Below are 26,149 nucleotides of genomic sequence, written 5' to 3'. Positions count from 1 at the left end.
CCGGCGTCGGCATCACCGCCGCGCACGTCGCCTTCGTCTACGACGCGGCGCTTCCCGCGTGCCTCCTCGCCGCCGTCGGATGGGTGCTCGTCCGCCGGCCGGTCGCGTTCGCGCCGCTCTCGGTCGCCGCCTCCCACCCCGCCGTCGACGACCACCGTCTCCCCGGCCTCGCCGGCGGCGCGGTCGTCGGCGTCGTCGGCTTCGTCGCCGCCGACGCGCTCGTCGCGCCGTGGCTCGCACCGCTCGCCGCCGTCGGCCTCGGTATCGGGACCGCGCTGTTCGTCGCGGCCCGTCCGGTCGTGGCGCTCAGAGCGCGCGTCCGCGCGGTCGAAGACGGCCTCCCCGACGCGCTGTATCTCGTCGGCCGCGCCGTCGGCGAAGGCGAGGCCGTCGAATCCGCGCTCGCCCGCGCGGCGACCTCGGTCCCCGGTGCGACCGGCGACCTGCTGGACGAGGCCGTCGGCGTCCAGCGTCGCCTCCGCGTGGGCGTCGCCGAGTCGTTCCGCGGCGAGTACGGCGTCCTCGAATCGACCCCGAGCCCCCGCGTCGCGGGCGTGGCGACGCTCCTCGGCCTCGCCGCCAGCGAGGGCCGACCCGCCGGCCGCGCCATCGTCTCGATGGCCGACCAGCTCTCGGCGCTGTCCCGGCTCGACGCCGAGGCCCGCCGCGAACTCGCCTCGGTCACGGAGACGCTGTCGAACACGGCCGCCGTCTTCGGGCCGCTCGTCGCCGGCGCGACCGTCGCGCTGGCCGACGGGATGGCCCCCGCGAAGACGCTCGACCAGACGGCCGTCGCCGCGCCGCTTTCGACCGGCGACCTCGGGCTGGCCGTCGGCGCGTACGTCCTCCTCTCGGCGGTCATCCTGACGACGCTCTCGGTCGGCGTCGAACACGGTCTCGACCGCCACCTCGTGGCCTCCCGCGTCGGCCGCGCGCTCGTGTCGGCGACGACGACGTTCGCCGTCGCGTTCGCCGCCGCGGGGGCGCTCGTCTAAGTCGCGGCTCTCGCGACGCTCGTCGCCGGCTCCGCTCCCGTCGCCGTTCCGTGCTGAGGTTTATATACTCGGACGGGACCACCCCGGTCTATGCTCGACGCACCGCTCGATACGCTCTACACGTGGGCCGCGCTCTCGGTGGCCGCGACCGTCCTCGTCGGGACAGTCGCCGGGCTTCCGACCACGCCCGCGCCCGACGCCTCGGGAGTCGCCGACGCCGTCGACACCGTGGCCGTCGCCGAGTACGACGCGACAGCCGAACACGACCTCGACGCCGACGCCGTCCGCCTCGGCTCGCACCGAATCGGGCTCCGAAACGACGGCGGCGCGGCGCACGCCACGTTCGGGTTCGGGCCGGTCACGCCGGCGACGCCCGACTCCCGACTCGGCTCGGTCGCCGCCGGCACACCGCCGAGCGCCGTCTTCGACTCGCCCGCCGCGTTCGCCGCCGCGGCCGAGACCGCACGCGACCGGGACGCCTCGTGGCGGCCCGCCAGCGAACTGCTCGTCGTCCGCCACGTCAACTGGGAGGGAACGGATGTCACCGTCGTCTCGGCGTAGAGCACAGACCTCGCCCGTCGCCGCACTCACCGCTCTGGTCGTCGTCTGCGCGGCGATTTCGTGCTACGCAACGGTGCTCGACGACTCGTTGCCGACCGCCGACCGCGACCTCGCGCCCGCGACGCTGTCGAACGTCGAGTCCGCCCTCGCGGACGACTCGGGCGTCGTCGTCCTCTCGCGGCTCTCGGACGCCCGTGACGCCTGTCCTGACGGATTTTCCTGTCGCGTCGTCGTCGCAATCGACGACGACCGCCGCGCCGTCGGTCCCGACGCTCCGGCCGACGCCGACGCCGACTCGACTCGGATTACCGCCCGCGTCGAACCCGGACGCGTCGGCTTCGGCACGCTCCGCGTCGAGGTGTGGCGATGACCGACCTCGTCTTCGACGTGACGGTGTGTCTGCTTCTCGTGAGCGCGAGTATCGGCCTCGTCGTCACCGCGGACGCCGGCGCGGACACCGGTCTCAACGGCGATGCCGCGGTCGACGCCGACGGGGTCGCCTCGTCGCTGGCGACGAGCACCGCGACGGTCAACTACTCGCTCGCCCCCGGCGTCGACGCGGCCGACCCGTCGTTGCTCGATGCCGACGGCGTCGACCCACGCGAACTCGAACGGACCGCCCACGGCAGTCTCGCCGGGCTTCTCGCTCGGGCGACGCTCGGCGCGGTCACCGTCGACGGCGCTCGCGTGACTCGCGCCCGCGACGACTTCCGCAAGCGGGCCGCCGCCCGCGTCGCCTCCGAACTCCCGACGCGTGGCGTCTCCGTCGCCGTCTCGTGGACGCCGTTCCCCGGCTCGTCCGTTCGTGCGAGCGACGCGCTCGGTCCCGAGCCGCCGTCCTCGGCGACGGTTCACTCCGCGACGCTCGACGTGCCGAGCGGGTTCCCCGCGGCGCGCGAGGACGCGGTCGCCGCCAGCGACGACGGCTTCGACGCCGTCGCTCGACTCGTCGCAGACCGGACCGTCGCCGGGCTGTTCCCGCCGGCGCTCGCCCGGCTCGCGCTCCGCGGCGACGAGCCGGTCTCGACGCTGATGGCCCACCGGTACGAGCGGGCCGGCGCGCTGGCGGGGGCCTCCGTCGCGCCCGAGGTCGCCCGCGAGGAGACCCGCGCCGCAAACGCCGACCTCGCGGCGGCGCTGAACCCGCGGTTCGCCAAGACGATGCGCGCCCGATACGACACGCCGCGCGCCGCCGCCGAGGCGGTCTCCGTGGGGCGCGTCACCATCGTCGTCAGGACGTGGTCACTGTGAGACTCGCCGACGACGACCGCGGCCGGGTTCCCTTCGCCCTGCTCGGCGTGTTACTGCTCGTCGGGAGCGCGACGTTCTCCGGCGCGCTCGCCGGCCACGACCCCGTGGCCGACCGCCGCGTCGACGACGCGATGGACCGCGCGAGCGCACAGGCCGACGCCGCCGTCCGCGCGGCCGTCGGCGACGCGGCGCGCGAGGCCGCGGCGAATCCCGTCACCTCGCCCGCGAACACGACCGTCGGACGACTACTCTCCGACGAGCGACCCTTCCGCGATTATCTCCGGCTCCGCATCGCGCTGGCCGCGACAGAGCGGCTCCGCGCCGTCTCGGTCGCCCGCGGCGACGTGAACGCGACTGCGACCCTGCCGCGACCGACGAACGAGTCGAGCCTGCGAGCCGCGATGGACCGCGTCTCTATTTCGAGCCGCGAGAACGGGACCGTCCTCGTCGCGACCGTCGAGAACGTCTCGGTCGAAGTCGCCCGCGAGGGTCGAACCGTCGCCGCCGAGGACGCGACCGTGACCGTCGGCGTCCGGACGCCCGTCCTCGCGCTCCACGACCGGACCGAAGCCTTCGAGCGCCGCCTCGACGCGAACGCGCTGGACGGCGGGACGCTCGACGCGACGGTGACGACCGGTCTGTGGGCCTCGGCGTGGACCCGCGGCTGGAGCCAGTACGCCGGCGCGCCCGTGGACAACGTCGTCTCGAACGACCACGCCGCGCTGGCGACGAACGCCGGCGTCCTCCTCGCCGAACAGCAGGCGTTCGGGGCGACGGACGCCGACGGCCGCGGTGCGACCGGCCGCGCCGCCGTCCAAGTCGGTGCCCAGAGCCTGCTTTCGCAGACCGGCGTTCCGGCCGCGCCCGAACTGGCGAACGCGCTTCCCGCACCGAACCCGGCCGCGGAGTCGGCCCCGCGCGAGATACCGACGAACCGGACGATTAACGCCTCCGTCGGCTCCGCCGCCGACCACGCGCTGGTTGGCCTCCTCGACGGTCGCGGCGACGCGCCGGCCTACGACGACGTGGTCGCAGAGGCCCACCGCGCCGCGGTCGAAATCGACGCCGAGACGGACGTTCTCTCCCGGACCGAAGACCCGCCGGAGCACTCCGGACGCGGGTGGACGCTCGTCAGCATCTCGACCGACACGTCGTCGTCGGCCGAGACGGTGCCGACGCGAGTCCCGGCGGTCGAAGCCGACACCGTCGTCGTCGACGCCGGCTCCCGCATCGTGACGACGGTCGAGACGACCACTCGGACGTTCCGCCGGGGCAACGAGACGCTCCAGACCGAAGCGCGGACGGAGACGCGGACGCGCGTCGACCTCGCGGCCGTCGTCGACCCGGCCGCCGTCTCCGCCCCCGTGCGCCCCATCGACCCCGCGAGTACCCCCGGCGGCGCGCTCGACGGCGAGAACTTCGCCGGGGCCGCCGACGCGGCCGCCGACATGGTCGTGACGCGCGGCGGCTTCGACGACATCGCCTGCGACGTTGCGACCGGCGACCCGCCCGAGCCGCGGCAGGCGACCGCGCCGTCGGCGGACGGCCTCGACCGCTGGGTCCGCGCGGACCTCGTCGACCTCGCCGACCGCGTCAGAGACCGACGCGTGACGGCGTCCGCACGGCGAGTCGCCGCGGGCGAGGCGAACCTCGCCGCGGAACTCGCGGCCGACCTCCGCGCCGACCGCCGCGACCTCGTGGGCGCACCGACCGCCTACGACGGTGTCGCGGACCGGACGCGCGTCGCGGTTCGCGCGACCTACCTCGACCGCGTGCTGGCGACGCTCGACCGCCGGGCGAACCAGACCGCGGCGGCGAGCGACGCGGCCGACAACGCGAGCCGGGACGCGGACCTCGGGTCGCTCTCGGATGCGGTCCGCGCCGAGGAGGTCGCCCGCGCGGCGCTCGGCGACTCGCGAGCCGACGGCGCGAGCGGAACTGGCAACGAAAGCGGTGTCCGCTTCGTCCCCGACGCGGACCCGATGTACCTCTCGCTCGGCGGCCTCGACGGCGCTTCGGTCCCGACGGTCGCCCGCGGCGGCACCTATCACCCGCTCGCCGCCCGCAACACCAACCTGTTTACGCTCCCCTACGGTGACGCCGCCGACACCGTTCTCGAACCGGTGTTCGGCTCGAACCGCCGCGTCCCGCTTCGCGTCGCGGCCCGCGCGCTCCTCGCGGCCGACTCGGTCCTCGCGAACACGAACGGGACGAACGAGACGCTCGCCGACAGACGCGACCGGCTCGAAACCGCGGTCGACCGGTCGGTCGTTCCCGCGGAGACGGCCGCCCGCCACACGCTTCGCGACCACACCAATCACTCCGTGACGGAGCGCCAACGGATTCTGGAGCGCTCGCTCGGCGCGTGGGACGACCCCGCTCACCGGGCGCTGGCGATTACGAACGGCTCCGCGGCGCGCGCAATCGCCGTCGAGGCGGCCGCCCCGGGAACCGTCGAGGCCGACCTCCTCGAACGCCGCCTCGACGTGGCGTTCAGAACCGTCCGCCGAGACCGCTCGACGACGGTCCCACAGCGGCTCACGAACCGGACGGTCGAGACGACGCGAACCGCCCGTCAGCAGGCCGTCGCCGACGTGGCGACCGACGCGGCGATGAACGCCACCGAGGACGCGGTCGCCGACCGCCTGAACGACACGCTCGACTCGCGGTTCGGGAAGTCGTTCAAGCGCGTCCCCGCCGGGATGCCGGTCGCGCCCGTCCCCGGCTCCTGGTACGCGACGGTCAACGTCTGGGACGTGGCGGTCGCCGGCGAGTTCGCGCAGTTCCGCGTCCACGCCCGCGGCGACACGGAGTCGCTGACGTACGCCCGCGACGGCTCGACGGTCGCCCTCGACTGGGACGACGACGGCGTCGCCGAGACGGTCGGCCGCGGCGACCGCGTCTCGTTCGACGTGGATACGACAATCGTCGTCGCAGTCCCGCCGTCGGGCGTCGGCGTCGGCGACATCGACGGCGACGCGGACGAGCGCTCCGAGGGGTGGCAGGGAGGACCGGGCTGTACCGTCGCGGCCGACTGCCCGCCCGACGAGTAGCCGCCAATACGACCCGAGTGGCAACCGTTTTGCCGCCGGAACGCCGAACCCGCGGTGTATGTTGCACGACGCCGCCGCGGAGCCGGGAACCCTCTCGGCCGACGAGTTGCGGGCCGCCTACGAGGACGAGATTCGCCGCGCAGTCGACGCCGCAGGGCCGGAGACGGCCGCCGAGGCCGCCGGTGTCTCGGAAGCCGCGCTCTCGAACGGCGTGTTGGACCTCACGCTCGAACAGGCCGCCGCGGTCCTCGAACTCACCGACGACAACCCCGACGCCGACGCCATCGTCTGGGAGTTCCGCGACCACCTCCTCATGGGCATGACGAGCGGCATCCTCGACGTTGACACGCTCGCGTCCGAGGTCGACCTCGACCTCTCCGGACAGGAGATTCAGCAGGCCATCGAGGGCCGCACCGCCGCCACGCTGAACGAACTGGCCGCCATCCACCACGCCATCGCCGTCCGAAACGAGCGATGAGAGTCGCCGTCCTCGGCTGTGGCTACGTCGGCCTCGAACTCGCCCGCACGCTCGTCGCCGACGGCCACGACGTGTGGGGCGTCCGCCGCTCAGACGACGGCCTCGCCGCCGTCGAAGCGACCGGCGCGGAAGCGGTCCGCGCCGACGTGACCGACGCCGACTCCCTCGGTGCGGTCCCCGACGTAGACCACGTCGTCTTCGCCGCGAGTTCCGGCGGCCGCGGGGCCGACGCCGCCCGCACCGTCTTCGTCGACGGACTCCGAACGGCAATCGACCAGTTCGCCGCCCGCGACTCGCCGCCCGAGCGCCTCGTCTACACGTCGAGCACGGGCGTCTACGGCGACCACGGCGGCGACTTCGTCGACGAATCGACGCCGCTCGACCCGACGACGGACAAGACGCGCGTCCTCGCGGAGGCCGAGCGCATCGCCCGCGAGCACGCCACCGAGCGGGGAATCGAGGGAACTGTCACCCGGTTCGCCGGACTCTACGGTCCCGACCGCTACCGGCTCGACCGCTACCTGACCGGCCCGGTCACGGCGGGCTACCTCAACATGGTCCACCGGGACGACGCCGCGGGCGTCGTCGCGTACCTCCTCGAAACCGACCGCGCCCGCGACGACACCGTCCTCGTCGTCGACGACGAACCCGTCTCGAAACACGAGTTCGCCGACTGGCTGGCCGACGAGTGCGGCGTTCCGCGACCCGAAAAGCGCACGAAGGAAGAACGCCTCGACGCGGGCGACCTCTCGGCGGCCGCCCGTCGCCGCGTCCTGACGAGCAAGCGCTGTTCGAACGACCGCCTCCGCGAACTCGGCTATTCGTTCGCGTATCCGACGTATCGGGAGGGTTACCGGGCGGCAATCGACGCCTACCGAGCGGACGGCGACTGACCGTATTCACGGCTCGACAGGTTCGAACCGCCGAAATTCTGTCACTCAGGATAACTCGATTAGGGGGAATATTCATACGGTAGGCCCCGGTCGTGTTGTGTATGTTGGGTCCGGTGGGGCAGTTCGACACGGGTGCTATCTTCGAGTCTCTCGACTCGTTCGTGCGCACTCACCCCGAGGTCGCGGCGGCGCTCGTCGTCGCGCTCGGTGCCCTCGCGCTCGTCGTCTACGCCGCGATTCGGTTCAAGCGGCCGATGGGCACGCGCTTCGCCGAGGCGCTGGAGGGCGTCGACGAAATCGCCGTCCTCATGCATCCGAACCCGGACCCCGACGCCATGGCCGCGGCAATCGGCGTGGCCTGTCTCGCAGAACAGGTCGGCACCACACCGACCATCCAGTTCGCCGGCCAGATTCGACACCAAGAAAATCGCGCGTTCCGAACCGTTCTCGACCTCGACTTAGACCCAATCGACCACGTGAGCGACCTCGCCGCCGAGGCGGTCGTCCTCGTCGACCACAACGAACCCCGCGGCTTCGCTGGCGCGGAGGGCGTCCTCCCCTACGCCGTCGTCGACCACCACCCCGGCGACGGCACCGGCGAGGCCTTCACCGACGTGCGGACCGACTACGGCGCGTGTTCGAGCATCGTCGCCGAGTACTTCCGCGACGTGGGCGCGAAACCCGTCCCGCCGGACATGCACGCGAGCGAGGTGAACGCCTCCTACACCGTCCCCTCGCAGGTCGCCACGGGACTCGTCTACGGGATTCTCACGGACACCAAACACCTCACTGCGGGCTGTTCGGCCGCGGATTTCGACGCCGCGGGCTTCCTCTTTCCCGGCGTCAACGAGGACCACCTCGACCGCATCGCCAACCCCGAGGTCTCCCGCGAGGTACTGGAGGCGAAAGCCCGCGCCATCGCCGGCCGCGACGTGCGCGGCCCCTTCGCCGTCGCCGACATCGGCACCATCTCGAACGTCGACGCCATCCCGCAGGCGGCCGACGAACTCATCCAACTCGAGGGCGTCACCGCGGCGGTCGTCTGCGGCGAACGCGAGAGCAACGTCTACCTCTCGGGACGCTCCCGCGACGACCGGGTCCACATGGGTCGGACGCTGGAGTCCGCGCTCGACCACTACCGCGGGGCGAGCGCCGGCGGCCACGCCCGGATGGGCGGCGGGCAGATAATCCGCCCCGACGCCGTCACCGACGGCGGCGACGGCGAGTCCGTCCCCCGCGACGAACTCGTCGAACACATCTTCGAGGCGCTGTCGGGCGATATCTGACTTCGGACCGGACCGCCGTCGCCGGACGCGGACCGGTGGCCCTTAACAGCCGGCCGCCGTAGGCCCGCCCATGGCTACAGGACGGGCGACGTGGGCCTACCGCGACCGGTTCGGCGACAGCTTCGGCCGCACCTTCTACCGCCGGTTCGGTCCCGGCGTCGTCTCCAGCATCGGCATCGGAACCTACCTCGGCGAGCCGACCGACGCGGTCGACGAGCGCTACCGCGAGTCGCTCGGCTCCGCGCTCGAACACGGCGTCAACCTCGTCGACACGGCGTCGAACTACCGCCACGGGCGCTCCGAGCGGGTCGTCGGCGACGCGGTCCGCGGGGCCGACGTCGACCGCGACGCCGTCGTCGTCGCCTCGAAGGCCGGCTTCGTCCCCTTCGACCGCGAGCGCCCCGACGACCCCGGCGCGTACGTCCGCGAGACGGTCCTCGACGCGGGCCTCGCCGACTCCGACGAACTCGCACACGGCAGTCACACCATCGCGCCCGCCTTCGTCGACGAGATGCTCGACCGGTCGCTCGACCTGACGGGACTTGACCACATCGACTGCTACTACCTCCACAACCCCGAGACGCAGTTGGCCGTCGCCGACCGCGAGACGGTGTACGACCGCGTCGAGGCCGCCTTCGAGGTGCTCGAACGCCGCGTCGCGGCCGACGATATCGGCCGGTACGGCGTCGCAACGTGGGAGGCCCTCCGGGTCGCGCCGGACCACGACGCCTACCTGTCGCTCCCCGAACTCGTCCGTCGGGCCGAGCGCGCGGCCGAGACCGTCGGCAACGACGGCCACTCGCTCGAAGCGATTCAGTTCCCGTTCAACGTCGTGATGGCCGACGCGTTCACCGTCGAGGCCCACGACACCGACGCGGGCGAGGCGATGAGCGCCCTCTGGTACGCCCACGAACACGGCCTGCACGCCTTCACGAGCGCCAGCCTCGCGCAGGGCGACCTCGCCGCCGAGATTCCGGCGTCGGTGAACTCGGTGCTCGCGGGAGACACGGCGGCCCAGCGGGCGCTCAACTTCTCGCGGAGCGCGCCCGGCGTGACCGCGGCGCTCGTCGGCGCGTCGTCGGTAGAACACGTCGCGGAGAACGTCGCGGCCGGCACGTTCGACCCCCTCGGGGCGCGGGCGTTCGATTCGGTCTTCGAGTGAGCGGTCGCCGGCTCCAGCGGGCGGCCGCCGTCGGTCGATTCGCGGTTATCTGAGCTCTTTCCACTCGCGCCCGCAGTCGCCGCAGATGCGGACCGAGAACACCTCGTCCGGGTCGTTTTTCTTCTTCAGCGACTCGCCGCACTCGGCGCAGGTCAGCCGCCCGTAGGTGTCTTTCTCTAACTCCCCGTCTCGAAGCCCCTTCCGCGTTGTCTTCATACGCTCCCGTTTGTGCAACGAACATAAAAACCCGACGACAGTCCCGTTTTCGTCCCGCACGACGCCCGGCGGTCTCGTTCAGCCGAAACTGTTGTCACCCCGGGGCGCGCGGTGTTGTCCGTGTCACGTGGTCGCCTCTTCGGAACGCTCTGCGGGATGGTGCTACTCGTCAACCTCGCGCGGGTCGTCTTCGCACCGCTTCTCGGGGAGTTCATCGTCTTTTTCGGGGTCGACCGGGCCACCGTCGGCATCGTCGCCACCCTCGTCTGGCTCGGGAGCGCCGTCCTCCGCGTCCCGACCGGCTGGCTCCTCACCCGCGTTCCGAGACACCGCGTGGTGCTCGGGACCGGCGTCGTCCTCGTCGTCGCCTCGGGCGTCACCGCCAGCGCGACCACCGTCGAGACGCTGATGGTCGGCGCGGTCTCGATGGGCCTCGCCTCGGGCGCGTACTTCGTCGCCGCCAACCCGCTCGTGAGCGAGCTGTTCCCCGACCGCGTCGGCCGCGCGATGGGCATCCACGGCACCGCAAGCCAGCTCGCGGCCGTCGGCGTCGCCCCCTTCGTCACGCTCGTCCTCGCGGTCGGCCCCGACCTCGTCGACCGCCTCCCGTTCGTCTCCGCGGCGTGGCAACTCGTCTTCGTCTGCGTCGGGGTCGCGGCCGCCGTCGTGACGCTCGCGCTGTTCGTCACGGCCCGCTCGACGGACCTCCCGGACGCGGGCGCGGCCGACCGCGACCTCCTCGGCGCGGCCCGCACGGAGTGGCGCGTCATCCTCACCGGCATCGTCATCCTCGGCTTCACCGGCTTCGTCTGGCAGGGCCTGTTCAACTTCTACGAGCTGTACATGGTGTCGAAGGGCCTGCCGGCGACGACGGCGCGCAACATGCTGACGGTCATCTTCGGCGCGGGCGTGCCGGCGTTTTTCCTCTCGGGGCGGCTCGCGGACAAGCTCCCGCGCATCCCGTACATCCTCGGCGTGCTCGTCTCCTTCGTCGTCTCGGTGTTCGTCCTCACGATGACGACCAGCCTCGTCGGTCTCGTCGTCGTCACCGCGGTCGTCGGCTACGTCATCCACAGCCTCTTTCCGGCGCTCGACGCCTACCTGCTCGACACGCTCCCCGACGAGAGCCGCGGGAGCGCCTACTCGGTGTACTCGTTCGGCATGATGATATTCCAGGCCAGCGGGTCGGGCGCGGTCGGCACCCTGACCGACTCCGGCTACGCGTTCGACGAGGTGTTCTTCTGGTTCTCGGTCGGGCTGGCGGTCGTCGTCGCGGGCCTCATCGCGTTCCAGCGCGCCGGGCGCATCCCGAGCTGAACCCGAGCCGAGCGGGTCGGCGGCGGTCGAGCGAAGTCGGCAGACGACTCGGCTCTCGCCGCACTTTTGCTCGCCCGGTCCCACGACCGACACGATGGAGTACGTACAAGAGCGGGTCACGACGCTCCACGACCTCGCCGGCACGGTCCCCGACGCCCCGACCGACCGCGCCGCCGTGGTCGTGCCGATGACGGAGCGGGAGTACGCCGGTCTCGCCGCCGACCGGGTGCTCTCGACGCTGGAGTCGCTCTCGCCGGCGCGGGTCGTCGTCCCCCTTCGCGCGCCAGCCGACCGGGTCGCCCCGTTCGCCGACTGGCTCGACGAGTACGACCTGCCGCTCGACGTGCTGTGGTGCGACGGCCCCCGCGTCGCCGACCTGCTGGACTCCCACGGTCTCGGCGGCGAGCGCGGCAAGGGACGCGACGTGTGGCTCGCGCTCGGTTGTGCCGCCAGCGAGGAGTACGTCGTCGTCCACGACGCGGACACGAAGACCTACGACGAGCGCTACGTCCCGCGGCTCCTGTTCCCGCTGGCGCACGGCCACGACTTCTCGAAGGGCTACTACGCCCGCGTCGAGGAGGGGCGGCTCTACGGCCGGCTGTTCAGGCTGTTCTACGCCCCGCTCGTCCGCGCGCTCGAAGCCGAGACCGACGCCCCCATCGTCCGGTATCTCGACTCCTTTCGGTACGCCCTCGCGGGGGAGTTCGCGGCCACGTCCGACCTCGCGGTGCGGATGCGGTCGCCCCGGAAGTGGGGTCTCGAAGTCGGCACCCTCGGCGACGCCTTCGCCCACGCCGGCTTCGACCGGAGCGCGCAGGTCGACCTCGGCGAGTACGAACACGACCACCGCTCCGTGAGCGGGCCGACCGGCCTCTCGGACATGAGCGAGTCGGTCGGACGGACGCTCCTCCGGGCGGTCGTCGAACACGGCGGAGACATCGAGTTCGACACGCTCGCAGACCGCTACCGCGACGCCGGACATCGGCTGGTCGAACAGTACGCGGTCGACGCGGCGTTCAACGGCTTCGACTACGACCGCGGGGACGAGCGCGAACAGGTCGCCACCTACGCCGATGCCATCTCGAAGCCCGGCGAGGACACGCGGCTTCCGGCGTGGACGGACACGACGCTGTCGCCCGACGAGGTGCTCGCCGCCGCGAGCGACGACCTCGACGACGTGCGGGAGGGCGCGGGCCGATGAGCGAGACCACCTACGACGACCTCGCGGGCGTCGTCGACCTCTTCGGCGCGCTCACCCGCGAGGAACTGGAGACGGCACTGGACGAACTCGCGTTCAAACAGGGCCGCGAGACCGACGGGGACGCCCTCTCCGGTGCGGTTTCCGACGCGGTCGACGCCTACTATCTCGTCCCCTACGAGGACGACGAGACGGACGCGGAGCTTCTGACGGTCGGTCCGATGGCGTTTCCGACGCTCCCCGACCGGGCGGAGGACCTGCCGCACATCCTCGACTACCCGACCCGCGAGGTGCCGCGGGACGAGTTGGCGACGCAGGTCGAATCGCGTCTCCGGGCGGCGGCCGCGAGCGCGGTGCAGACGGGCGACGCCGACGAAATCGAGCGTCTGCTGGACGTGACGTACGACCTCGAAGCGTGGGCCGACACCGACGTGGGGTCGATTCGCGAGCGCCTCGACGCCGCGCTGGACGCGGAGGGGCAGGCCTAAGTCGCGGCATCTCTTTACGAATCGTGACGATGGACCTCGCGGGCGTCAGCCGACACGAACCGGTGACCGTCGACGCGGGCCGGCGGGCGGCCGTCATCGCTCCCGTCGTGTTCCGCGACGAGCGGCCGCACATCCTGTTTACCAAGCGCGCCGACCACCTCGGCGAGCATCCGGGCCAGATGAGTTTCCCCGGCGGCGGCCGCGAACCGAGCGACGCCGACCTGCGGGCGACCGCGCTCCGCGAGTCCAACGAGGAAATCGGGCTCCGACCCGAGGAGGCTGATTTCCACGGTCGACTCGACGACATCCTCACCGTGACCGACTACTCCGTCTCGCCGTTCGTCGCCACGGTGCCCGACCGCGCGTACGAGCCCGACCGGCGCGAGGTGGCCGAAATCGCGGTGCTCGCGGTCGACGACCTGACCGACCGCGCGAACTACGAGTCGGAGCGCCGCGACCACCCGCAGTACGGCGAGATTCGGCTCCACTTCTTCCACGTCGACGGCTACACCGTCTGGGGCGCGACCGGGCGGATGCTCGTGCAACTGCTCGAACTCACGACCGACTGGCGCGTCCCCGAGGAGGTCGACCGCGTGGTCGACCCCGACGCCGACTACCCGGTGTAGCGCGGGACGTTCTGTCGACGGGCGGGCCAGCGCAGTCGCTCGCGGTGTCTGCGTCAGTTCCGAAAAACAAACCGGCGTCAGCGTGTCGTCGTCCCCACGACAACTCCCTTTCTGCCCCCGAGCACCCCCTCAGCCGAGGAGGTACTTGAGCGCGGGGCGCTGTTGGACGAACTCCATCTTCTCGATGATGGCGTCGAGGCCGAGGATGCGGCCCGCCGCGAGCGTCCCGACGATGGCGAACATCATCAGCCCGAACAGGTCGCCGTTGACCACGCCGTGGGCCCAGTCGGCGTTCCCGAGGTAGAAGAACACCATCAGGACGCCGCCGAAGAAGGCGGCGAGCCGGACGAGTGCGCCCACGATGAGCCCGAGACCGATGAGGAACTCGCCCCACGGAACCATGATGTTCGTGAGGTCGAGGAGCCACGGGGTCGCGGCGGCCCACGCGAAGAAGCCCTGTAGGGGCGAGGCGGCGGGGGCGTTCGCGAGGTAGCCCGCGGCGCTGAACGGTTCACCCACCAGCTTCCCCCAACCTGCGTGGAGGAACCAGTAGCCGGTGATGAGGCGGGTCAACACGAGCACGTAGCCCGTGATACCCCGCGAGTAGTCGAAGTCCATTCTGTTCCCCAGCATCTCGATTTGTGCGTTAGCGGGCATCTCGGTTCACCTTACATCTAAACCGTCGGCCGCGAACCCCATATAACGGCGACGCGATTTCCGAATCCATAGAACTGGGAATGACCGAAAACGGGCGTTTGAGACTGTCACGATTCGTTTTCGAATACTAATCGGAGTTCAGAATTGTGTCCTGAATACAATCGTGTTGGTACGCCGGTGGACACGGCGGTCTCCCGCAGTGAGACCGGCTGACACGCGCTTCGGAGCCGCTCGCCGTCGCGCCGGCACGGGCTATATAAACACCGTCGCGGCGAGCCAGCATCGCCGTCACCGACAGGGTTTTGGCCCCCTCCGCGCTACTCGTTCTCACATGGTCGCACAGACGATGGATCGCGTTCCGCGACGGTACTGAAATTTCTGTGGTGATAGTATGTTGACCGCCGAGCGCGCGGTCTCGAAAGCCGGTCTGGACGCAGTCGCACTCAAGCCCGCCGAGTGCGACGTGCGCGAGGCGCTTTCGGTCCCGCTCGACGTCGTTGCCATCGATTACGAGGGTCGCGAGCGACTCCCCGACGAGGACGTGTTGCGCGAGCTCGCGGCCGAAAAGGAGGTCCGACTGACCACGCCGGTCCGCGCCGACGGCTTCGACCCCCTCGGCGACGACTCGCTGTACGAGTGGCTTCCCGACGGGATTCGACAGGTGCTCGTGGCCGGCCACGGCGCGTACCTGACCGACGACGAAGCGGGTCGCGCGGTCGCTCCCCGTCTCCGCGCCGCGAGAGAGCGTGCCCCCGACGCGTGGGTCGGCACCGAGGGCATCGAGCGAATCGCCCTCGCCGCCGGCGGCACCCAGTACGAACTCCTCTCGCGGTCGACCCGCGGGGACGTGCGGGCGCTCCGGGCGGCCGGCTTCGACGGCGAGGTCGCGGTCTACGCCCCGACCGTCCTCACCGACGACGACGACGAGATTCTCGACGCCGTCGGCGCGTACGTCTCCCGTCGTCGCCCCGTCGCTCGCGCGCTCCCCGACGACGCCGCGACCGACGCCTCGGCCGAGGGCCGCGCCCGCGAGGTGCTCCTGAAAGCCTCGCGCGACTACGCGCTCATCGGCTCCGTGGCCGACGTGCGCCGGCGCGTCGACGACCTCCGCGACGCCGGTATCGACCTCGTGGTCGGCTACCCCGCCCGCGGCGTCGACGAGTTCGCCGAGTAAGTCGTCGTTCTCTTCTTCTTCCTGCATCGTCCGCGTCGGCCGCGCCGCCCGCGCCGCATGTCCTCATCTCCCGCGTCCTCGCCACCGACACCGGAGGCCTTTTAGGCGGTCGCCGGAGAGGACAGGTGACGGCACGGTCGGGTGGCTCCTTTCGGACCCACGTGGTTTCCACGCGGGCCACGGCCGGCCGACCTACCCCGTCTCTCAACACATCCAGAGCGACCGCGCCGCGCAGTTCTCGGCCACTCTCACGACCGGCGAGCAACTGCCATTCAAGTCGGTCGCCGACGCAGACGGGGTATGAACGAATCAGCGCGCGTCGCGGTCGTCGGCGCGGGCGCGGTCGGCCTGACGACCGCCTTCGACCTCGCCGAGCGCGGGGCGCGGGTCACGCTGTTCGAGCGCGACGCGCCCGGCGGCGGGTCGACGGGCCGCGCCGCCGGCATCTGTTACGACGCCTACGCCGAGGACATCGACGTGGCCGTCGCCGAGAGCGCGATGGCTCGGTTCCGGAGCCTCTCGGGCGAAGGCGAGTTCGCCTTCCACGAGACGCCGTACGTCTTTCTCGCGCGCGAGGGCGACGACGCGGCGGCCGCGGCGCTCGAAGAATCGGTCGAGCGAATGCGCGTCCACGACCGCGCGGTGTCGCTCGTCGACGCCGGAGAACTGGCCGACCGGTTCCCGATTCGGACCGACGACGTACTCCTCGCCGGCGTCGCCGAGAACGCCGGTTGGGCCGACCCCGCGGCCTACGTGGACCTGTTCGTCGAGAAGTGCGAGGCGGCCGGCGTCGAGTTCCGCGTCGGCGACGCGGTGACACTCCGAACTGACCCGCCGGGCGTCGCCATCGACGACGTGGTGACCGCCCGCTTCGACGCCGTCGTCGTCGCGGCCGGCGTCCACTCGCGCCGCCTGCTCGCCGACGCGGGGCACCCAATCGCGCTCAAACCCTACCGGGCGCAGGCGCTCGTCGCCGACTGCGACTACCGCGGGCCGACCGTCTACGACGCGACCGACGAGTCGTACCTGCGGCCGCACCCCGCGGGCGTCCTCGCGGGCGACGGCGTCGAACCGGTCGAACCCGACCCCGACGACTGGGACCCGACCGCGGACGACTGGTTCGTCGCCGACGCCCTCGACGCGGTTCGACACCGGACGGCGGGCGGCGACGCGGGCGCGTTGGACTCTGCGGGTTCGACCGACCCCGGCCCCGGCCCCGAACTCGACCGCGCGTGGGCCGGTCTCTGCGGGGCGACCCCGGACCGGAACCCCCTCGTCGGCCCGGTTGCCGAGGGCGTCTACGTCGCCGCCGGCTGGCACGGCCACGGGTTCATGTGGGCCCCGGCAATCGGCGAGCGACTCGCGGAGGCGGTGCTCGGCGACGGGCAGGAGGCGATTCCGGCCGCGTTCGACCCCCGCCGCTTCGACGGCGACGAGGAGTTCGCGGTGGTCGAGGGGATGACGCTCGACGGCGACTAGCGCGAAAAGGGGATGCGTTGTGGTCGTCGCGTCCGAAACTTAGCTCAGGCGTCTTGGTCGTCCACGTCGCCGAAGTCGACCTCGTCGTCGGCATCGGCCTCGCCTTCGTCTTCCGCCTCGGTCACGGCGATGTCGCTCGCGCGCTCGTCCTTGGGAATCCGAATCTGGAGCGTGCCGTTCTTGCCGACTGTGGCGGTTCCCTCGGCGGCCTCGACCGAGGCGTCGGAGGGGATGGTCGCCTTCCCCGAGAGCGTGAGACCGCGGCCGGGGAACCGCATCTCGTAGCCCTCGTGGAAGTCGCGGAAGCGGTCGATGCGAATCTCGACTTCGCCGTCGAGGAAGCGGACCTGCACGTCCTCGGCGCGCGCGCCGGGCGCGTCGAAGACGACGAGGTAGGCGTCCTCGGATTCGAGCAGGTCGTGGGCCAGCGGCTTGCGCTCCTGCATCTGGCTGACGCCGCGGCCGACCCGTTCGAGGACGGCGTTCGCCGCCGACTCGCCGAACTTCCGCAGGTCGCTCATAGCTGAATCTCCTCCAGGTCGCGGGACTCGCCGCAGTACGGACAGGAGAAGTCCGCCACCGTCACGTCGTCGGGCATGTCGTAGGTGTAGTGCATCTCGAACATGTCGAGTTCGCAGTCCTCGTTGGCGCACTTGACTTCGAGGGTCGCGGGCATGGCCGTCAGTTACGCTCCCACGCTCATAAACGCGCGGGAGGCGGAAGCGACGCCCGCGCCCGCCCCCGGGTTGACCGCCCCATTCGCGACCGCCGACCGGTTGCGTTTTCCGCGTCGAACCCGAACCGCGACCGATGACCGACCCCGCCGACCTCACCGTGACTATCGTCGACGGATACGTCGACGAGCCGGCGCACTTCGGCGTGCCGCCGTACATCTCGACGTATCCGAGGTTCACCGCGGGTGCGGTGGTCGACGCGGGCGTCCCCGAGTCCAACGTCGTCTACCACACCATCGACGAACTCCGCGAGGACAGACAGAAGTGGCGCGACGTGGCCGACGCCGACCTCATGATTTACATCGGCGGCATGACCGTCCCCGGCAAGTACGTCGGCGGGACGCCCGCCGAACCCGACGAGGTGCGCGAACTCGCGTGGGTCGCCGAGGGAACCGCCCTGATGGGCGGGCCGATTCGCTTCGGCGTCGGCGACGAGAACGCCGGCGGACAGGACATGGAGCGCAAGAACCTCGACTACGACTTCGTCGCCAAAGGCGACATCGAGGCGGCCGCCTACGACCTCGTCGACTCCGGGCTCGAAGGCTTCGGCAACCGCATGCGCGACAACGAGGAACTCGACCGCTGGGCCGCCATGGGCGCGTTCGTGGTCGAACAGCACCCGAACCACCCCGACCATCTCATCTGCGAGATGGAGACCTCGCGGGGCTGTGCCTACCGCTGTTCGTTCTGTACCGAACCGCTGTACGGCAACCCCGCGTTCCGCACCGCCGACTCCGTCGTCAAAGAGGTCGAGAACCTCTACGACCGCGGCGCGCGACACTTCCGACTCGGCCGGCAGGCCGACATCCTCGCGTTCGGCGGCGACGGCGAGGCCCCGAACCCCGACGCGCTCCGCCGGCTCTACGGCGGCATCCGCGAGGTCGCGCCGGACCTCGGCACGCTCCACCTCGACAACGTCAACCCCATCACCATCGTCGGCTGGCCCGAGAAGTCCCGCGAGGCGCTCCGCATCATCGCCGAGCACAACACGGCCGGCGACACCGCGGCGTTCGGCCTCGAATCCGCCGACCCGCTGGTCCAAGAGGAGAACAACCTCAACGTCTCCGCCGACGAGTGCTTCGAGGCGGTCAAAATCGTCAACGAGGTCGCCGGCTGGCGGCCCGGCGACGACCCGGCGGACGCGCCGACCCACGGCTCGGACGCCGCGAACCGCCTGCCGAAGCTCCTCCCCGGAATCAATCTCCTCCACGGGCTGAAAGGCGAGCGCGAGGAGACGTTCGAGCACAACAAGCGGTTCCTTCAGCGCGTCTACGACGAGGGGCTGATGGTCCGCCGCATCAACATCCGGCAGGTGATGGCGTTCGACGGCACCGACATGTCCGACACGGGTGCCGACATCGCCCGCGACCACAAACAGCTGTTCAAGACGTACAAAAAGGAGGTCCGCGAGGAAATCGACCGCCCGATGCTCCGCCGGGTCGCCCCCGCGGGCACGGTCCTCCCGAACGTCCACCTCGAATACCATCAGGACGGCCGGACGTTCGGCCGCCAGCTCGGAACCTACCCGCTTTTGGTCGGGATTCCGGGCGAGCGCGAACTCGGAAAGACCATCGACGTGGCCGTCGTCGACCACGGCTACCGCTCCGTCACCGGCGTTCCCTACCCGCTTGACTTCAACGAGGCGTCGATGGACGAACTCACCGCCATCCCCGGCATCGGTCGCTCGACCGCGGGCGACATCGTGGTGAATCGCCCCTACGCCGACGCGGCCGACGTGGGCGTCGACGCCGACGTGACCAAATACGTTCAGTAGCGCGCTTAGCCCTCGAAACTCCGTTCTTCACCTGCAATCGCGCTCTCCCTCCGCGCTCGAACTATCCGGCGTGTTCACTCGCAAGCGTGGTGCGTCGTTCACTTGCAGTCGTGGTCTGTCGGTGTGGGGAGTCTCCCGTCGAGCGAGCGGGGTCGAACCGCGAAAAGAGCGCCGTCAGAAGTCGTCTTCGACGACTTCGCCGACGGCGAAGTTAGACTTGACTTCGGTGATTTCGACTTTCACGCGCTCGCCGACTTCCGTGCCGGGGACGATAATGACGTAGCCGCGTTCGACGCGGGCGATGCCGTCGCCCTGCTTGCCGATGTCCTCGATTTCGACGTAGCGGAGTTCGCCGGCCTCGACGGGCGGTTGCGGTTCGTTCGTGGGCGTCGGTCCGGCGTTCGGTTCGGACTCGGCGGGGTCGTTCGACTCGCGGGAGATGAGCGCGACGCGGTACGTCTCGCCGGGTTCGACGGTCCCGGTCTCGACCTCGCGGCGCGGAATTTCGACGACGTAACGGTCGTCCTCGGTGCGAACGTCAGCATTGAACAGACACAGGAGTTTATCTGAGATTTCCACCGTAAGACCTCCAATATGTGGTCAGGCCGGAGTGTTAAAGATGTACCGCAGTCAGCGGATTCGACTACTGAACCCGCGTCCCGTCGGGCCGTTTCGCGCCCTCCGAGTCGTGGACGACGACCTCGCCCGGACCGGTCTCGACCGGCTCGTAGTTCTCGGTGACGCCCCGCGCCTCGCGGAGCTCTCGAATCGCCCGCTCTTTCAGCGCCCGCGCCAGTTCCTCCGCGTCCTCCCGGGAGATGTCCCGGCCGAGCCCCTCGCACTCGTGGGCGCGGACGACGCCCTCCTCGTCGACGGCCTCGCCCATCGGCTGGCTCGTGCCGCCGAGGGCGACGCTGAACGGGTAGGTCTCGCAGATGAGCGGGCGGTCCTCGTGGACCTGACAGGCACCCCGTCCGTCGTCGTCTTCCTCGTAGAATCGGCAGTCGCCGCAGGCGGTCGTCTGGAGCGCCCACTCGAACGTCTCGCCCTCGGGGCCGTCGTCGCCTTCGGCGAGGCCGTAGGGCATCGGGCGGGCCACGTCTCGCCACTCCATCGGTTCCGGTCCGGCGTCCTGTAGGGCGCGCACCTCGTCGGGGAAGACGGTCGCGGTGTGCGGTTCGGGGCCGTCGTCGCCCTCGTAGCCCTTACAGCAGGCCCCACAGCGCGTGCACTCGAAGCCGATGGACTCGATGGCGTCGGCGAGTTCCGACACGTCGAGGTCGCGGGCGCGGTCCAGTTCGGCGTCGAGGTCCATACCCGCGATGCGGGCGCGAGCCCAAAGAGGGGCGCGGTTTTCGGGGGAGCGCGGACCTCAAATCGGCGGGGTCTCTACCGCGGTTCGACCCGCTCCGCGTCCGGGTCCCAGCGGACCCGCCGCTCGGCGGCCAGTTTCTCGATGTGTGCGACGACCGTCGCGCGGGCGAGGTCGCGCACTGCCGAGACGTCCTTGTCGTAGGCGGCGTCGGTCACGGCGTCCGGCGTCGCGTTCCCGGCGCGCACCGCGTCGAGGACGGCCCGCTCTCGGTCGTTTCGGTGCGCGACGAGTCGCGCGAGCGTCGCCCGCGGGTCCGTGATTTCGGGGCCGTGGCCCGGAAGCAGTCGCTCGGGGCCGCGCGCGTGGAGTCGCCTGAGCGCGACGAGGTAGGCGCGAACGTCGCCCTCGGGCGCGCCCACGACGACGCTCCCCTCGGCGACCGCGAGGTCGCCGCAGAGGAGGGCGTCGCCGGCGACGAAGCTCACGTGGTCGCGGGCGTGTCCCGGCGTGTCGAGGACATCGACGCCCGCGCCGACGGGGACAGTCGTCCCCTCGGCGAACGTCCGGTCGGGTTCGACCCCGGTCGCGTCCGAGAAGGCGCGCTCGCGGCCGCGGCGACACCAGACCGTCGCGCCCGTCTCGCGGGCGTAGGCGGCCACCGCTCCGACGTGGTCCGCGTGGGTGTGGGTGACCGCGAGGTGGTCGATATCCTCGCGCGCGACGAGGTCGTCGAGGTCGTCGGTGCGGGCCGCGGGGTCGACGAGCAGGCCGTCCCCGCCGTCGGCGACGAGGTAGGCGTTTGTCGCGCCGGTCGGCGCGCGGGTGGCGACGGGGACGGAGACGCGCGTGACGTGCATGTCGGCGGCTACGCTCGCCATCGGGTTAGGTGGTTCGAGAGAAGTGGTGGCTTGGTCTGCGGGAGTGCGCCCCCGCGGGCGGTGGTCTGTCGCGCTATCGGTGGACCGCGGGCTTACGTGTTGAGGAAGTAGACCTGCTTTCGCGCGTCCTTGAAGGAGTAGCGCGAGCCGACGAGGTCGGACTCTTCGAGACGGTTGAGCGCGTAGCGGACGGTGCGGTCCGGCAGCAGCGACTCCTCGGCGAGCTGGCCCTGCGAGAGGGGTGCGTCGCTTTCGAGGACTTTTGCGACGAGCTTCGCGCTCGGGGGAAGCTCGCGGAGGCGCTCTCGGAACTCGGCTTCCGAGAGCAGGTCTTCAGTATCTGGCTCTGCAGAGGTGGTGCTCATACCCGTCACAGGCGGTTGCTCCGTGTTAAGGGTTAGCTACAAGTGTGTGAAAAGAATCCAGACACATAATACACATATTAATATCGTGCGTTTGTTGGAAAATCGGCCGCGAGTAGCCGTCTCACTCCACGTTTCGCATCGTATCGACCGAAGGAGTGCCGAGTCGATAGCTACCGAGCGGCGCGTGACACTCCGGACAGTGGACGACGAGCCACCCCTCGCTGACGTGCCGTGTTAACGCGTCGGCCTCGCAGGTCTCCCCACAGCTTTTGCATGTTGGCATACCACACGATACGCGCTCAGCGGACGAAAGCCTCACTCCAACCGCTCGCCGGACCCCGCTACCGCACCGCGTATCCAGTACCGTTTTACCGTCCCCCCCGCGACTATGCGTAGCGTGAAAGGAAAGGAGTGGTACCAGGCCGACGAGGTCGCCCAGGAGTACGACTCGAAGCGGTTCTCCAAGGGCGGTCGGCTCATCGACCGGCGAGAGAAGGAGGCGGTCCTCGCGGCGCTCGGTCCCGTCGAGGACAAGAACATCCTCGAAATCGCCTGCGGGACCGGCCGGTTCACCGTGATGCTCGCCCAAGAGGGGGCGAACGTCGTCGGACTGGACATCTCGCGGGCGATGATGGTACAGGGCCGGGAGAAGGCTCGCAGGGCGGGGGTCGCCGACCGCATCGAGTTCCTCCGCGGCGACGCGGCGCGACTGCCGTTCCCGGACGACCACTTCGACGCGGTGTTCGCGATGCGGTTTTTCCACCTCGCGGACACCCCGGCGAAGTTCTTAGCCGAGATGGCCCGCGTCTCGAAAGGGCAGGTGTTTTTCGACACCTTCAACGACGGGAGCCTCCGGGTGGCCTACAACTGGTTGCTCCCGATGGGCTCGCGGCTCTACTCGGAGGGCGACGTGCGGCGACTGCTCGGCGACGCCGGCCTCGACCTCGCGGGTGCGAACCACGACTTCGTCATCCCGTTCGGCTTCTACCGGAAGGTCCCCAACGGCATCGCACAGCCCTTCCGGTCGCTGGACCTCGCCGTCGGCGACTCGCCGGTCGGCGACGACCTCGCGTCCGTGTCGTACTGGAACGCGCGGGTCGAGTCCGCCGACGAGTCGTCCCGCGCGGCGACGCGGGCGAGCGACGCCGAGTGAGGCGTTCTCACGGCAGATTTTAACACGGTTCTCGATTCACATTTAAGTACGTCCACCGCAACTGTCGGGTATGGACCTCTCGGTTGTGCTCCCGACGCTCAACGGTCGGGACCGGCTCGCCACCAGCCTCGACGCGCTGGCCGAGCACGCCCCCGACGCGGAAGTCGTCGTCGTCAACGGTCCCTCCGCCGACGGCACGACCGGGATGGTGAGAGAGCGCGACGACGTGGACGTGCTGGTCGAAATCTCCGACCGCAACCTCAACGTCGCCCGAAACGCCGGCCTCGAAGTCGCCGACGGCGACGTGGTCGCACTCCTTCGATACGACCTCTCCGTCGAGTCGTCGTGGCTGTCGGCGCTCGAAGCCGGCATCGCCGACGCCGACGTGGTCACCGGGCCGATGCACCAGACGCTCCGCAACGGCATGACGACCGAGTCCCTCGAACGGAACGCCATCGGCGGCCGCACGGTGACGTACTTCAACGGCGGCAACGTCGCGTTCCGCCGCGGGGCCATCGACGCCCTCGACGGCTTCGACGAGTACCTCCAGACGGGCGGCGCCCGCGACGCGGCCCACCGCCTCGCCGGCTTCGGCCGCTCCGTCGCGTGGGCACCCGAGATGTGCGTCCGCCGCGAGTTCGAGGCCGACGGCGGCGTCTCCGAGCGCGACTGGGGCTGGAAGTACCGCTCTCTGACCTATCGACTCGTGAAAAACTACGGCGTCAGACCCGGGACCGCCACGCGGACGGCGAAACACGCGGTTTCGGACGGCGTCGGCGCCGCCCTCGGCGTCGTGAAAGGCGACGTGACGCCGTCGGGGTGGGCGGGAACCGGCCGCGACGTGCTCGGCGGTATCGCCACGGGCGTCTCCGACGGGTTGGTCGCCCGCGCCCGCGACCGAACCCGCACGCGGAACCCCCACGGCCGGTCGAAGCGCGCCGACCGCGCCGTCGCCCGCTACGACTGGCGCTGACTCGCGTTACTGTTCTCCGGGGCCGAGCGCCTCGATGACCCGTGCCGCGTTCTTCGAGAACGCCTTCGACAGCGCGTCTTCCGACACGTCGAGCGTCAGAATCTCCATGACGCCCACGTTCGGGTGGGTCTCGGGCGCGCCGCTCCCGAACAGCACGCGGTCCGGGTGTTCGAGCAGTGCGCGTTCGAGCACGCTCCGATAGCGGACGAAACTCGTGTCGAGATAGAGGTCGTCGTGGTCGTCGAGGAGGTCGATGGCCTCGGCCATCAGCTCGCGGTCGAGCGGGAAGCCGCCGAAGCTCGACAGGATGACCGGGAACCGCCCGAGCAGGGACTCGGCGACGGCGCTCGGCTCGAAGGCCCGCCCGCCCTCGACGAAGACGGGAAGCCCCACGTCTTCCAGCATCGCCAGCGTCTCGTCGTCGGGGAGGCCGTCGACCGCCGGCGCGAGCGAAAAGCCGTGGAAGCGGTCGTCGTAGGCGTACTGCTCGATGTCGTCGGGGTCGGCGTGGTGGGCCGCCCGCGACGACGTGAAGTTCCGGAGCCGCGCCGAGGGCCGGCCGCTCGGGTCGCGCGGGCCGTTGATGCGGGCGAACGCCAGAAACGGGCGGTCGACGCTCATCCGCGCGACCGCGTTGTTCGGCCGGAGATAGCTCCCCTCGACCCGCCGTGCGCCCGGCGAGACGACGGCGCGGACGACGCCCGCCTGATGCAGTTCGCGCTCCAGGCGCTCGGGGCTTATCTCCCGCCCGCGCGCCGCGACCGACTGCTCATCGGGGTCGAGGCGGGCGTTCACGTCCACGACCCTGAACCCGTGTTCCAACTCCAGCATTGTGGAGTCACTCTCCGGTGGCCGCCAAATAGGTTGCAGAATCCGCCGCGGTCGTTTCACCGAGCTCACAGTACCGCGTCGCTCGTTCACCGACGCGTGACGTTCATTCCTTCACGACGGTGCGGAGAGAGCTTGAAACGCGGTTTTTTGGCCTCATCTACGTATCTTCACGCGTGTGCCTCATCGTCGAGGTCGTCGCGCCGTTGTCCGCGCTCCCGTTCGGTCCCGCGGTCGAGGAACACGACGTCGAACTCGAACTGGAACGCTCGGTCCCGACCGCCTCGCCGGCGGCGTCGTTCGTCTGGGCTCGCGGCCCCGACGCGGCGTCGTTCGGGGAGGCAGTGGGGTCGCTTCCGAGCGTCGACGACCTCACGCTCGTCGAGTCAGTCTCGGACCGAGCGCTCTACGGCGTCACGTGGAACGTCTCCGAGACGCCTATCTTAGCGGCGTTGGCGGCGCGAGACGCGGTTCTCTTGGAATGTCTCTCCACCGCCGACTCGTGGTGGCTCAAGCTCCGGGTCTCGTCGCACCGCGTGCTCACCGACCTCAGACGCGAGTGGGCGGCCCACGGCATCGACGCCGAGTTCGACCGCATCACCACGGTCGCCGCCGAGGAGGCGCCGGCGGGCGAGGGACTGACCGACACGCAACTCGAAGCCCTGCTTCTCGCGCTCGAACGCGGCTACTTCGAGGAGCATCGGGGCACGTCGCTGGCCGAACTCGGCGCGGAACTCGGCATCTCGCGGCAGGCGGTCGCCGCCCGCCTCAAACGCGCCTACCGGACGCTCGCAGAGCGGATTCGAGACGAGCGACACCCAGAATAACGGGTTACATAGTCAACCCACACCAATAGGTACCCGACTACCCATTCGGACTGTATGGACGACCCGCTCGAAGGTGGAGCCGGGTCCGTGGTAACCATCTCCGTCGAACGGTACGACGAGGTGGCGGTCGCCATCGCTTCGGCGGTCGCGACGGCCGCGGAACTCAATCCACTCGAACTCCCGCCGCTCTCCGATATCGGCGTCGACCCCGAAGCGCTCGACGTTCTCTTTCACCCTTCTCACGACCCGTCTCGACGGTTCTCGTTCCAGTACGCGGGCCATCTCGTCTCGCTGTTCGGCGACGGAACGCTCACTGTCGACACTCTCGACGAGTAGCGACGTGCCCGGCTCGGCGGAGCCTCGCTCGGCCGCCGAATCGGTCCGCGGTCGTCTCCTCCGGGATTCGGAAAACCGTCGCCCTGTCGTGCGATTTCGTAGCGCACCCTCGCCGAAACGTATTTATAGAAC

29 protein-coding genes and 1 pseudogene are annotated in these 26,149 nt (G+C 70.4%); 20 read left to right on the top strand and 10 right to left on the bottom strand.

Annotated features, from left to right (window positions below; translation table 11 throughout):
- The 9 genes and pseudogenes from C438_RS18600 to C438_RS18560 form a co-directional block, all read left to right on the top strand.
- Window positions 1-995 (top strand): annotated as a pseudogene (locus tag C438_RS18600) (pilus assembly protein); the annotation flags it as partial.
- A 90-nt stretch (window positions 996-1,085) separates the two neighbouring features.
- Window positions 1,086-1,556 (top strand): DUF7283 family protein, encoded by a 471-nt coding sequence (locus tag C438_RS18595; protein ID WP_004971277.1) that lies wholly within the window; start codon window positions 1,086-1,088, stop codon window positions 1,554-1,556.
- Window positions 1,534-1,926 (top strand): DUF7285 family protein, encoded by a 393-nt coding sequence (locus C438_RS18590; RefSeq protein ID WP_049918243.1) that lies wholly within the window; start codon window positions 1,534-1,536, stop codon window positions 1,924-1,926. The genes C438_RS18595 and C438_RS18590 overlap by 23 nt, the downstream gene beginning before the upstream one ends.
- Window positions 1,923-2,807, top strand: coding sequence for a DUF7284 family protein (locus C438_RS18585; protein ID WP_049918242.1), 885 nt, complete (start codon window positions 1,923-1,925; stop codon window positions 2,805-2,807). The genes C438_RS18590 and C438_RS18585 overlap by 4 nt, the downstream gene beginning before the upstream one ends.
- Window positions 2,795-5,860 carry a DUF7286 family protein gene (locus tag C438_RS18580; protein ID WP_049918241.1) on the top strand — a complete coding sequence of 1,022 codons (3,066 nt, stop codon included), beginning with the start codon at window positions 2,795-2,797 and terminating at the stop codon, window positions 5,858-5,860. Before C438_RS18585 ends, C438_RS18580 begins: the two co-directional genes overlap by 13 nt.
- A 58-nt stretch (window positions 5,861-5,918) precedes the next feature.
- Entirely contained in the window at window positions 5,919-6,338 is a 420-nt protein-coding gene (locus C438_RS18575; RefSeq protein WP_004971272.1) for a DUF5791 family protein, read from the top strand.
- Complete coding sequence (locus C438_RS18570) at window positions 6,335-7,231, top strand: SDR family oxidoreductase (protein ID WP_004971271.1); 897 nt, start codon at window positions 6,335-6,337, stop codon at window positions 7,229-7,231. The genes C438_RS18575 and C438_RS18570 overlap by 4 nt, the downstream gene beginning before the upstream one ends.
- Before the next feature lie 101 nt (window positions 7,232-7,332).
- Window positions 7,333-8,517, top strand: a complete 1,185-nt coding sequence (locus tag C438_RS18565; protein WP_049918240.1) for a DHH family phosphoesterase — start codon at window positions 7,333-7,335, stop codon at window positions 8,515-8,517.
- A gap of 70 nt (window positions 8,518-8,587) precedes the next feature.
- Window positions 8,588-9,679, top strand: a complete 1,092-nt coding sequence (locus C438_RS18560; RefSeq protein ID WP_004971269.1) for an aldo/keto reductase — start codon at window positions 8,588-8,590, stop codon at window positions 9,677-9,679.
- 45 nt (window positions 9,680-9,724) lie between these two features.
- Here the strand turns inward: C438_RS18560 and C438_RS19835 are convergent, their stop codons facing one another.
- Window positions 9,725-9,895 carry an HVO_0758 family zinc finger protein gene (locus tag C438_RS19835; RefSeq protein ID WP_004971268.1) on the bottom strand — a complete coding sequence of 57 codons (171 nt, stop codon included), beginning with the start codon at window positions 9,893-9,895 and terminating at the stop codon, window positions 9,725-9,727.
- 156 nt (window positions 9,896-10,051) lie between these two features.
- Between C438_RS19835 and C438_RS18555 the strand changes: the two genes are divergently transcribed.
- The 4 genes from C438_RS18555 (at window position 10,052) to C438_RS18540 (ending at window position 13,524) form a co-directional block, all read left to right on the top strand.
- Window positions 10,052-11,212 carry an MFS transporter gene (locus tag C438_RS18555; protein ID WP_004971267.1) on the top strand — a complete coding sequence of 387 codons (1,161 nt, stop codon included), beginning with the start codon at window positions 10,052-10,054 and terminating at the stop codon, window positions 11,210-11,212.
- 94 nt (window positions 11,213-11,306) lie between these two features.
- Complete coding sequence (locus tag C438_RS18550; protein WP_004971266.1) at window positions 11,307-12,413, top strand: hypothetical protein; 1,107 nt, start codon at window positions 11,307-11,309, stop codon at window positions 12,411-12,413.
- Window positions 12,410-12,898, top strand: coding sequence for a DUF7109 family protein (locus C438_RS18545; RefSeq protein ID WP_004971265.1), 489 nt, complete (start codon window positions 12,410-12,412; stop codon window positions 12,896-12,898). The genes C438_RS18550 and C438_RS18545 overlap by 4 nt, the downstream gene beginning before the upstream one ends.
- A gap of 29 nt (window positions 12,899-12,927) precedes the next feature.
- Window positions 12,928-13,524, top strand: a complete 597-nt coding sequence (locus C438_RS18540; protein ID WP_004971264.1) for an NUDIX hydrolase — start codon at window positions 12,928-12,930, stop codon at window positions 13,522-13,524.
- A gap of 129 nt (window positions 13,525-13,653) precedes the next feature.
- Here C438_RS18540 and C438_RS18535 read toward each other — a convergent pair whose 3' ends face one another.
- Window positions 13,654-14,142 (bottom strand): DoxX family protein, encoded by a 489-nt coding sequence (locus tag C438_RS18535; protein ID WP_004971263.1) that lies wholly within the window; start codon window positions 14,140-14,142, stop codon window positions 13,654-13,656.
- Between the two features lie 430 nt (window positions 14,143-14,572).
- Between C438_RS18535 and C438_RS18530 the strand changes: the two genes are divergently transcribed.
- Both C438_RS18530 and C438_RS18525 read left to right on the top strand, forming a co-directional pair.
- Window positions 14,573-15,355, top strand: a complete 783-nt coding sequence (locus tag C438_RS18530; RefSeq protein WP_004971262.1) for a DUF7388 family protein — start codon at window positions 14,573-14,575, stop codon at window positions 15,353-15,355.
- 300 nt (window positions 15,356-15,655) lie between these two features.
- Window positions 15,656-16,834, top strand: a complete 1,179-nt coding sequence (locus tag C438_RS18525) for an NAD(P)/FAD-dependent oxidoreductase (protein ID WP_004971261.1) — start codon at window positions 15,656-15,658, stop codon at window positions 16,832-16,834.
- A 44-nt stretch (window positions 16,835-16,878) separates the two neighbouring features.
- Here the strand turns inward: C438_RS18525 and C438_RS18520 are convergent, their stop codons facing one another.
- Window positions 16,879-17,355: an Hsp20/alpha crystallin family protein gene (locus tag C438_RS18520; protein WP_004971260.1), complete on the bottom strand. Its 477-nt coding sequence runs from the start codon at window positions 17,353-17,355 to the stop codon at window positions 16,879-16,881.
- Window positions 17,352-17,510 (bottom strand): DUF7559 family protein, encoded by a 159-nt coding sequence (locus C438_RS19830; RefSeq protein ID WP_004971259.1) that lies wholly within the window; start codon window positions 17,508-17,510, stop codon window positions 17,352-17,354. The genes C438_RS18520 and C438_RS19830 overlap by 4 nt, the downstream gene beginning before the upstream one ends.
- Before the next feature lie 134 nt (window positions 17,511-17,644).
- On the opposite strand from C438_RS19830, the gene C438_RS18515 reads away from it, so the two are divergent.
- On the top strand, window positions 17,645-19,342 hold the full coding sequence (locus tag C438_RS18515; protein ID WP_004971258.1) for a radical SAM protein: 1,698 nt from the start codon (window positions 17,645-17,647) through the stop codon (window positions 19,340-19,342).
- Window positions 19,343-19,516: 174 nt separating this feature from the next.
- Here the strand turns inward: C438_RS18515 and C438_RS18510 are convergent, their stop codons facing one another.
- The 5 genes from C438_RS18510 to C438_RS19825 form a co-directional block, all read right to left on the bottom strand.
- Window positions 19,517-19,921: a TRAM domain-containing protein gene (locus C438_RS18510; protein WP_004971256.1), complete on the bottom strand. Its 405-nt coding sequence runs from the start codon at window positions 19,919-19,921 to the stop codon at window positions 19,517-19,519.
- Window positions 19,922-19,985: 64 nt separating this feature from the next.
- Complete coding sequence (locus C438_RS18505; RefSeq protein ID WP_004971255.1) at window positions 19,986-20,657, bottom strand: YkgJ family cysteine cluster protein; 672 nt, start codon at window positions 20,655-20,657, stop codon at window positions 19,986-19,988.
- Window positions 20,658-20,731: 74 nt separating this feature from the next.
- Entirely contained in the window at window positions 20,732-21,514 is a 783-nt protein-coding gene (locus C438_RS18500; protein ID WP_049918257.1) for an MBL fold metallo-hydrolase, read from the bottom strand.
- A 113-nt stretch (window positions 21,515-21,627) separates the two neighbouring features.
- Window positions 21,628-21,900 (bottom strand): winged helix-turn-helix domain-containing protein, encoded by a 273-nt coding sequence (locus tag C438_RS18495; RefSeq protein WP_004971253.1) that lies wholly within the window; start codon window positions 21,898-21,900, stop codon window positions 21,628-21,630.
- Window positions 21,901-22,021: 121 nt separating this feature from the next.
- Entirely contained in the window at window positions 22,022-22,183 is a 162-nt protein-coding gene (locus C438_RS19825; protein ID WP_004971252.1) for a hypothetical protein, read from the bottom strand.
- A gap of 114 nt (window positions 22,184-22,297) precedes the next feature.
- Here C438_RS19825 and C438_RS18490 point away from each other — a divergent pair, with 114 nt between their 5' ends.
- Window positions 22,298-23,053, top strand: a complete 756-nt coding sequence (locus tag C438_RS18490; RefSeq protein WP_004971251.1) for a class I SAM-dependent methyltransferase — start codon at window positions 22,298-22,300, stop codon at window positions 23,051-23,053.
- 70 nt (window positions 23,054-23,123) lie between these two features.
- Window positions 23,124-24,026, top strand: a complete 903-nt coding sequence (locus C438_RS18485) for a glycosyltransferase family 2 protein (protein WP_004971250.1) — start codon at window positions 23,124-23,126, stop codon at window positions 24,024-24,026.
- Window positions 24,027-24,032: 6 nt separating this feature from the next.
- Here C438_RS18485 and C438_RS18480 read toward each other — a convergent pair whose 3' ends face one another.
- Entirely contained in the window at window positions 24,033-24,857 is an 825-nt protein-coding gene (locus C438_RS18480) for an amidohydrolase family protein (RefSeq protein WP_004971249.1), read from the bottom strand.
- Between the two features lie 173 nt (window positions 24,858-25,030).
- Between C438_RS18480 and C438_RS18475 the strand changes: the two genes are divergently transcribed.
- The gene (locus tag C438_RS18475; protein WP_004971248.1) at window positions 25,031-25,681 is read left to right on the top strand and encodes a helix-turn-helix domain-containing protein; all 651 of its coding nucleotides are present in this window, start codon (window positions 25,031-25,033) and stop codon (window positions 25,679-25,681) included.
- Window positions 25,682-25,735: 54 nt separating this feature from the next.
- Window positions 25,736-26,017: a HalOD1 output domain-containing protein gene (locus C438_RS18470; protein WP_004971246.1), complete on the top strand. Its 282-nt coding sequence runs from the start codon at window positions 25,736-25,738 to the stop codon at window positions 26,015-26,017.
- The last annotated feature ends 132 nt before the right edge of the window (window positions 26,018-26,149 follow it).

Source organism: Haloferax denitrificans ATCC 35960, assembly GCF_000337795.1.
Lineage (GTDB): Archaea > Halobacteriota > Halobacteria > Halobacteriales > Haloferacaceae > Haloferax > Haloferax denitrificans.
The sequence above is the reverse complement of the archived record's forward strand: the minus strand, read 5'-3'. Positions and strand labels throughout refer to the sequence as shown.

Bases quoted from the DNA above. Each gene is read 5' to 3' on its own strand.
- C438_RS18545 (WP_004971265.1), top strand. From the start codon at position 12,410: ATGAGCGAGACCACCTACGACGACCTCGCGGGCGTCGTCGACCTCTTC.
- C438_RS18500 (WP_049918257.1), bottom strand. From the start codon at position 21,514: ATGCACGTCACGCGCGTCTCCGTCCCCGTCGCCACCCGCGCGCCGACC.
- C438_RS18565 (WP_049918240.1), top strand. From the start codon at position 7,333: ATGTTGGGTCCGGTGGGGCAGTTCGACACGGGTGCTATCTTCGAGTCT.
- C438_RS18570 (WP_004971271.1), top strand. From the start codon at position 6,335: ATGAGAGTCGCCGTCCTCGGCTGTGGCTACGTCGGCCTCGAACTCGCC.
- C438_RS18555 (WP_004971267.1), top strand. From the start codon at position 10,052: ATGGTGCTACTCGTCAACCTCGCGCGGGTCGTCTTCGCACCGCTTCTC.
- C438_RS19835 (WP_004971268.1), bottom strand. From the start codon at position 9,895: ATGAAGACAACGCGGAAGGGGCTTCGAGACGGGGAGTTAGAGAAAGAC.
- C438_RS18535 (WP_004971263.1), bottom strand. From the start codon at position 14,142: ATGGACTTCGACTACTCGCGGGGTATCACGGGCTACGTGCTCGTGTTG.
- C438_RS18495 (WP_004971253.1), bottom strand. From the start codon at position 21,900: ATGAGCACCACCTCTGCAGAGCCAGATACTGAAGACCTGCTCTCGGAA.
- C438_RS18520 (WP_004971260.1), bottom strand. From the start codon at position 17,355: ATGAGCGACCTGCGGAAGTTCGGCGAGTCGGCGGCGAACGCCGTCCTC.
- C438_RS18485 (WP_004971250.1), top strand. From the start codon at position 23,124: ATGGACCTCTCGGTTGTGCTCCCGACGCTCAACGGTCGGGACCGGCTC.
- C438_RS18575 (WP_004971272.1), top strand. From the start codon at position 5,919: ATGTTGCACGACGCCGCCGCGGAGCCGGGAACCCTCTCGGCCGACGAG.
- C438_RS18525 (WP_004971261.1), top strand. From the start codon at position 15,656: ATGAACGAATCAGCGCGCGTCGCGGTCGTCGGCGCGGGCGCGGTCGGC.
- C438_RS18515 (WP_004971258.1), top strand. From the start codon at position 17,645: ATGACCGACCCCGCCGACCTCACCGTGACTATCGTCGACGGATACGTC.
- C438_RS18505 (WP_004971255.1), bottom strand. From the start codon at position 20,657: ATGGACCTCGACGCCGAACTGGACCGCGCCCGCGACCTCGACGTGTCG.
- C438_RS18540 (WP_004971264.1), top strand. From the start codon at position 12,928: ATGGACCTCGCGGGCGTCAGCCGACACGAACCGGTGACCGTCGACGCG.
- C438_RS18595 (WP_004971277.1), top strand. From the start codon at position 1,086: ATGCTCGACGCACCGCTCGATACGCTCTACACGTGGGCCGCGCTCTCG.
- C438_RS18470 (WP_004971246.1), top strand. From the start codon at position 25,736: ATGGACGACCCGCTCGAAGGTGGAGCCGGGTCCGTGGTAACCATCTCC.
- C438_RS18530 (WP_004971262.1), top strand. From the start codon at position 14,573: ATGTTGACCGCCGAGCGCGCGGTCTCGAAAGCCGGTCTGGACGCAGTC.
- C438_RS18590 (WP_049918243.1), top strand. From the start codon at position 1,534: ATGTCACCGTCGTCTCGGCGTAGAGCACAGACCTCGCCCGTCGCCGCA.
- C438_RS18480 (WP_004971249.1), bottom strand. From the start codon at position 24,857: ATGCTGGAGTTGGAACACGGGTTCAGGGTCGTGGACGTGAACGCCCGC.
- C438_RS18560 (WP_004971269.1), top strand. From the start codon at position 8,588: ATGGCTACAGGACGGGCGACGTGGGCCTACCGCGACCGGTTCGGCGAC.
- C438_RS18550 (WP_004971266.1), top strand. From the start codon at position 11,307: ATGGAGTACGTACAAGAGCGGGTCACGACGCTCCACGACCTCGCCGGC.
- C438_RS18585 (WP_049918242.1), top strand. From the start codon at position 1,923: ATGACCGACCTCGTCTTCGACGTGACGGTGTGTCTGCTTCTCGTGAGC.
- C438_RS19825 (WP_004971252.1), bottom strand. From the start codon at position 22,183: ATGCCAACATGCAAAAGCTGTGGGGAGACCTGCGAGGCCGACGCGTTA.
- C438_RS19830 (WP_004971259.1), bottom strand. From the start codon at position 17,510: ATGCCCGCGACCCTCGAAGTCAAGTGCGCCAACGAGGACTGCGAACTC.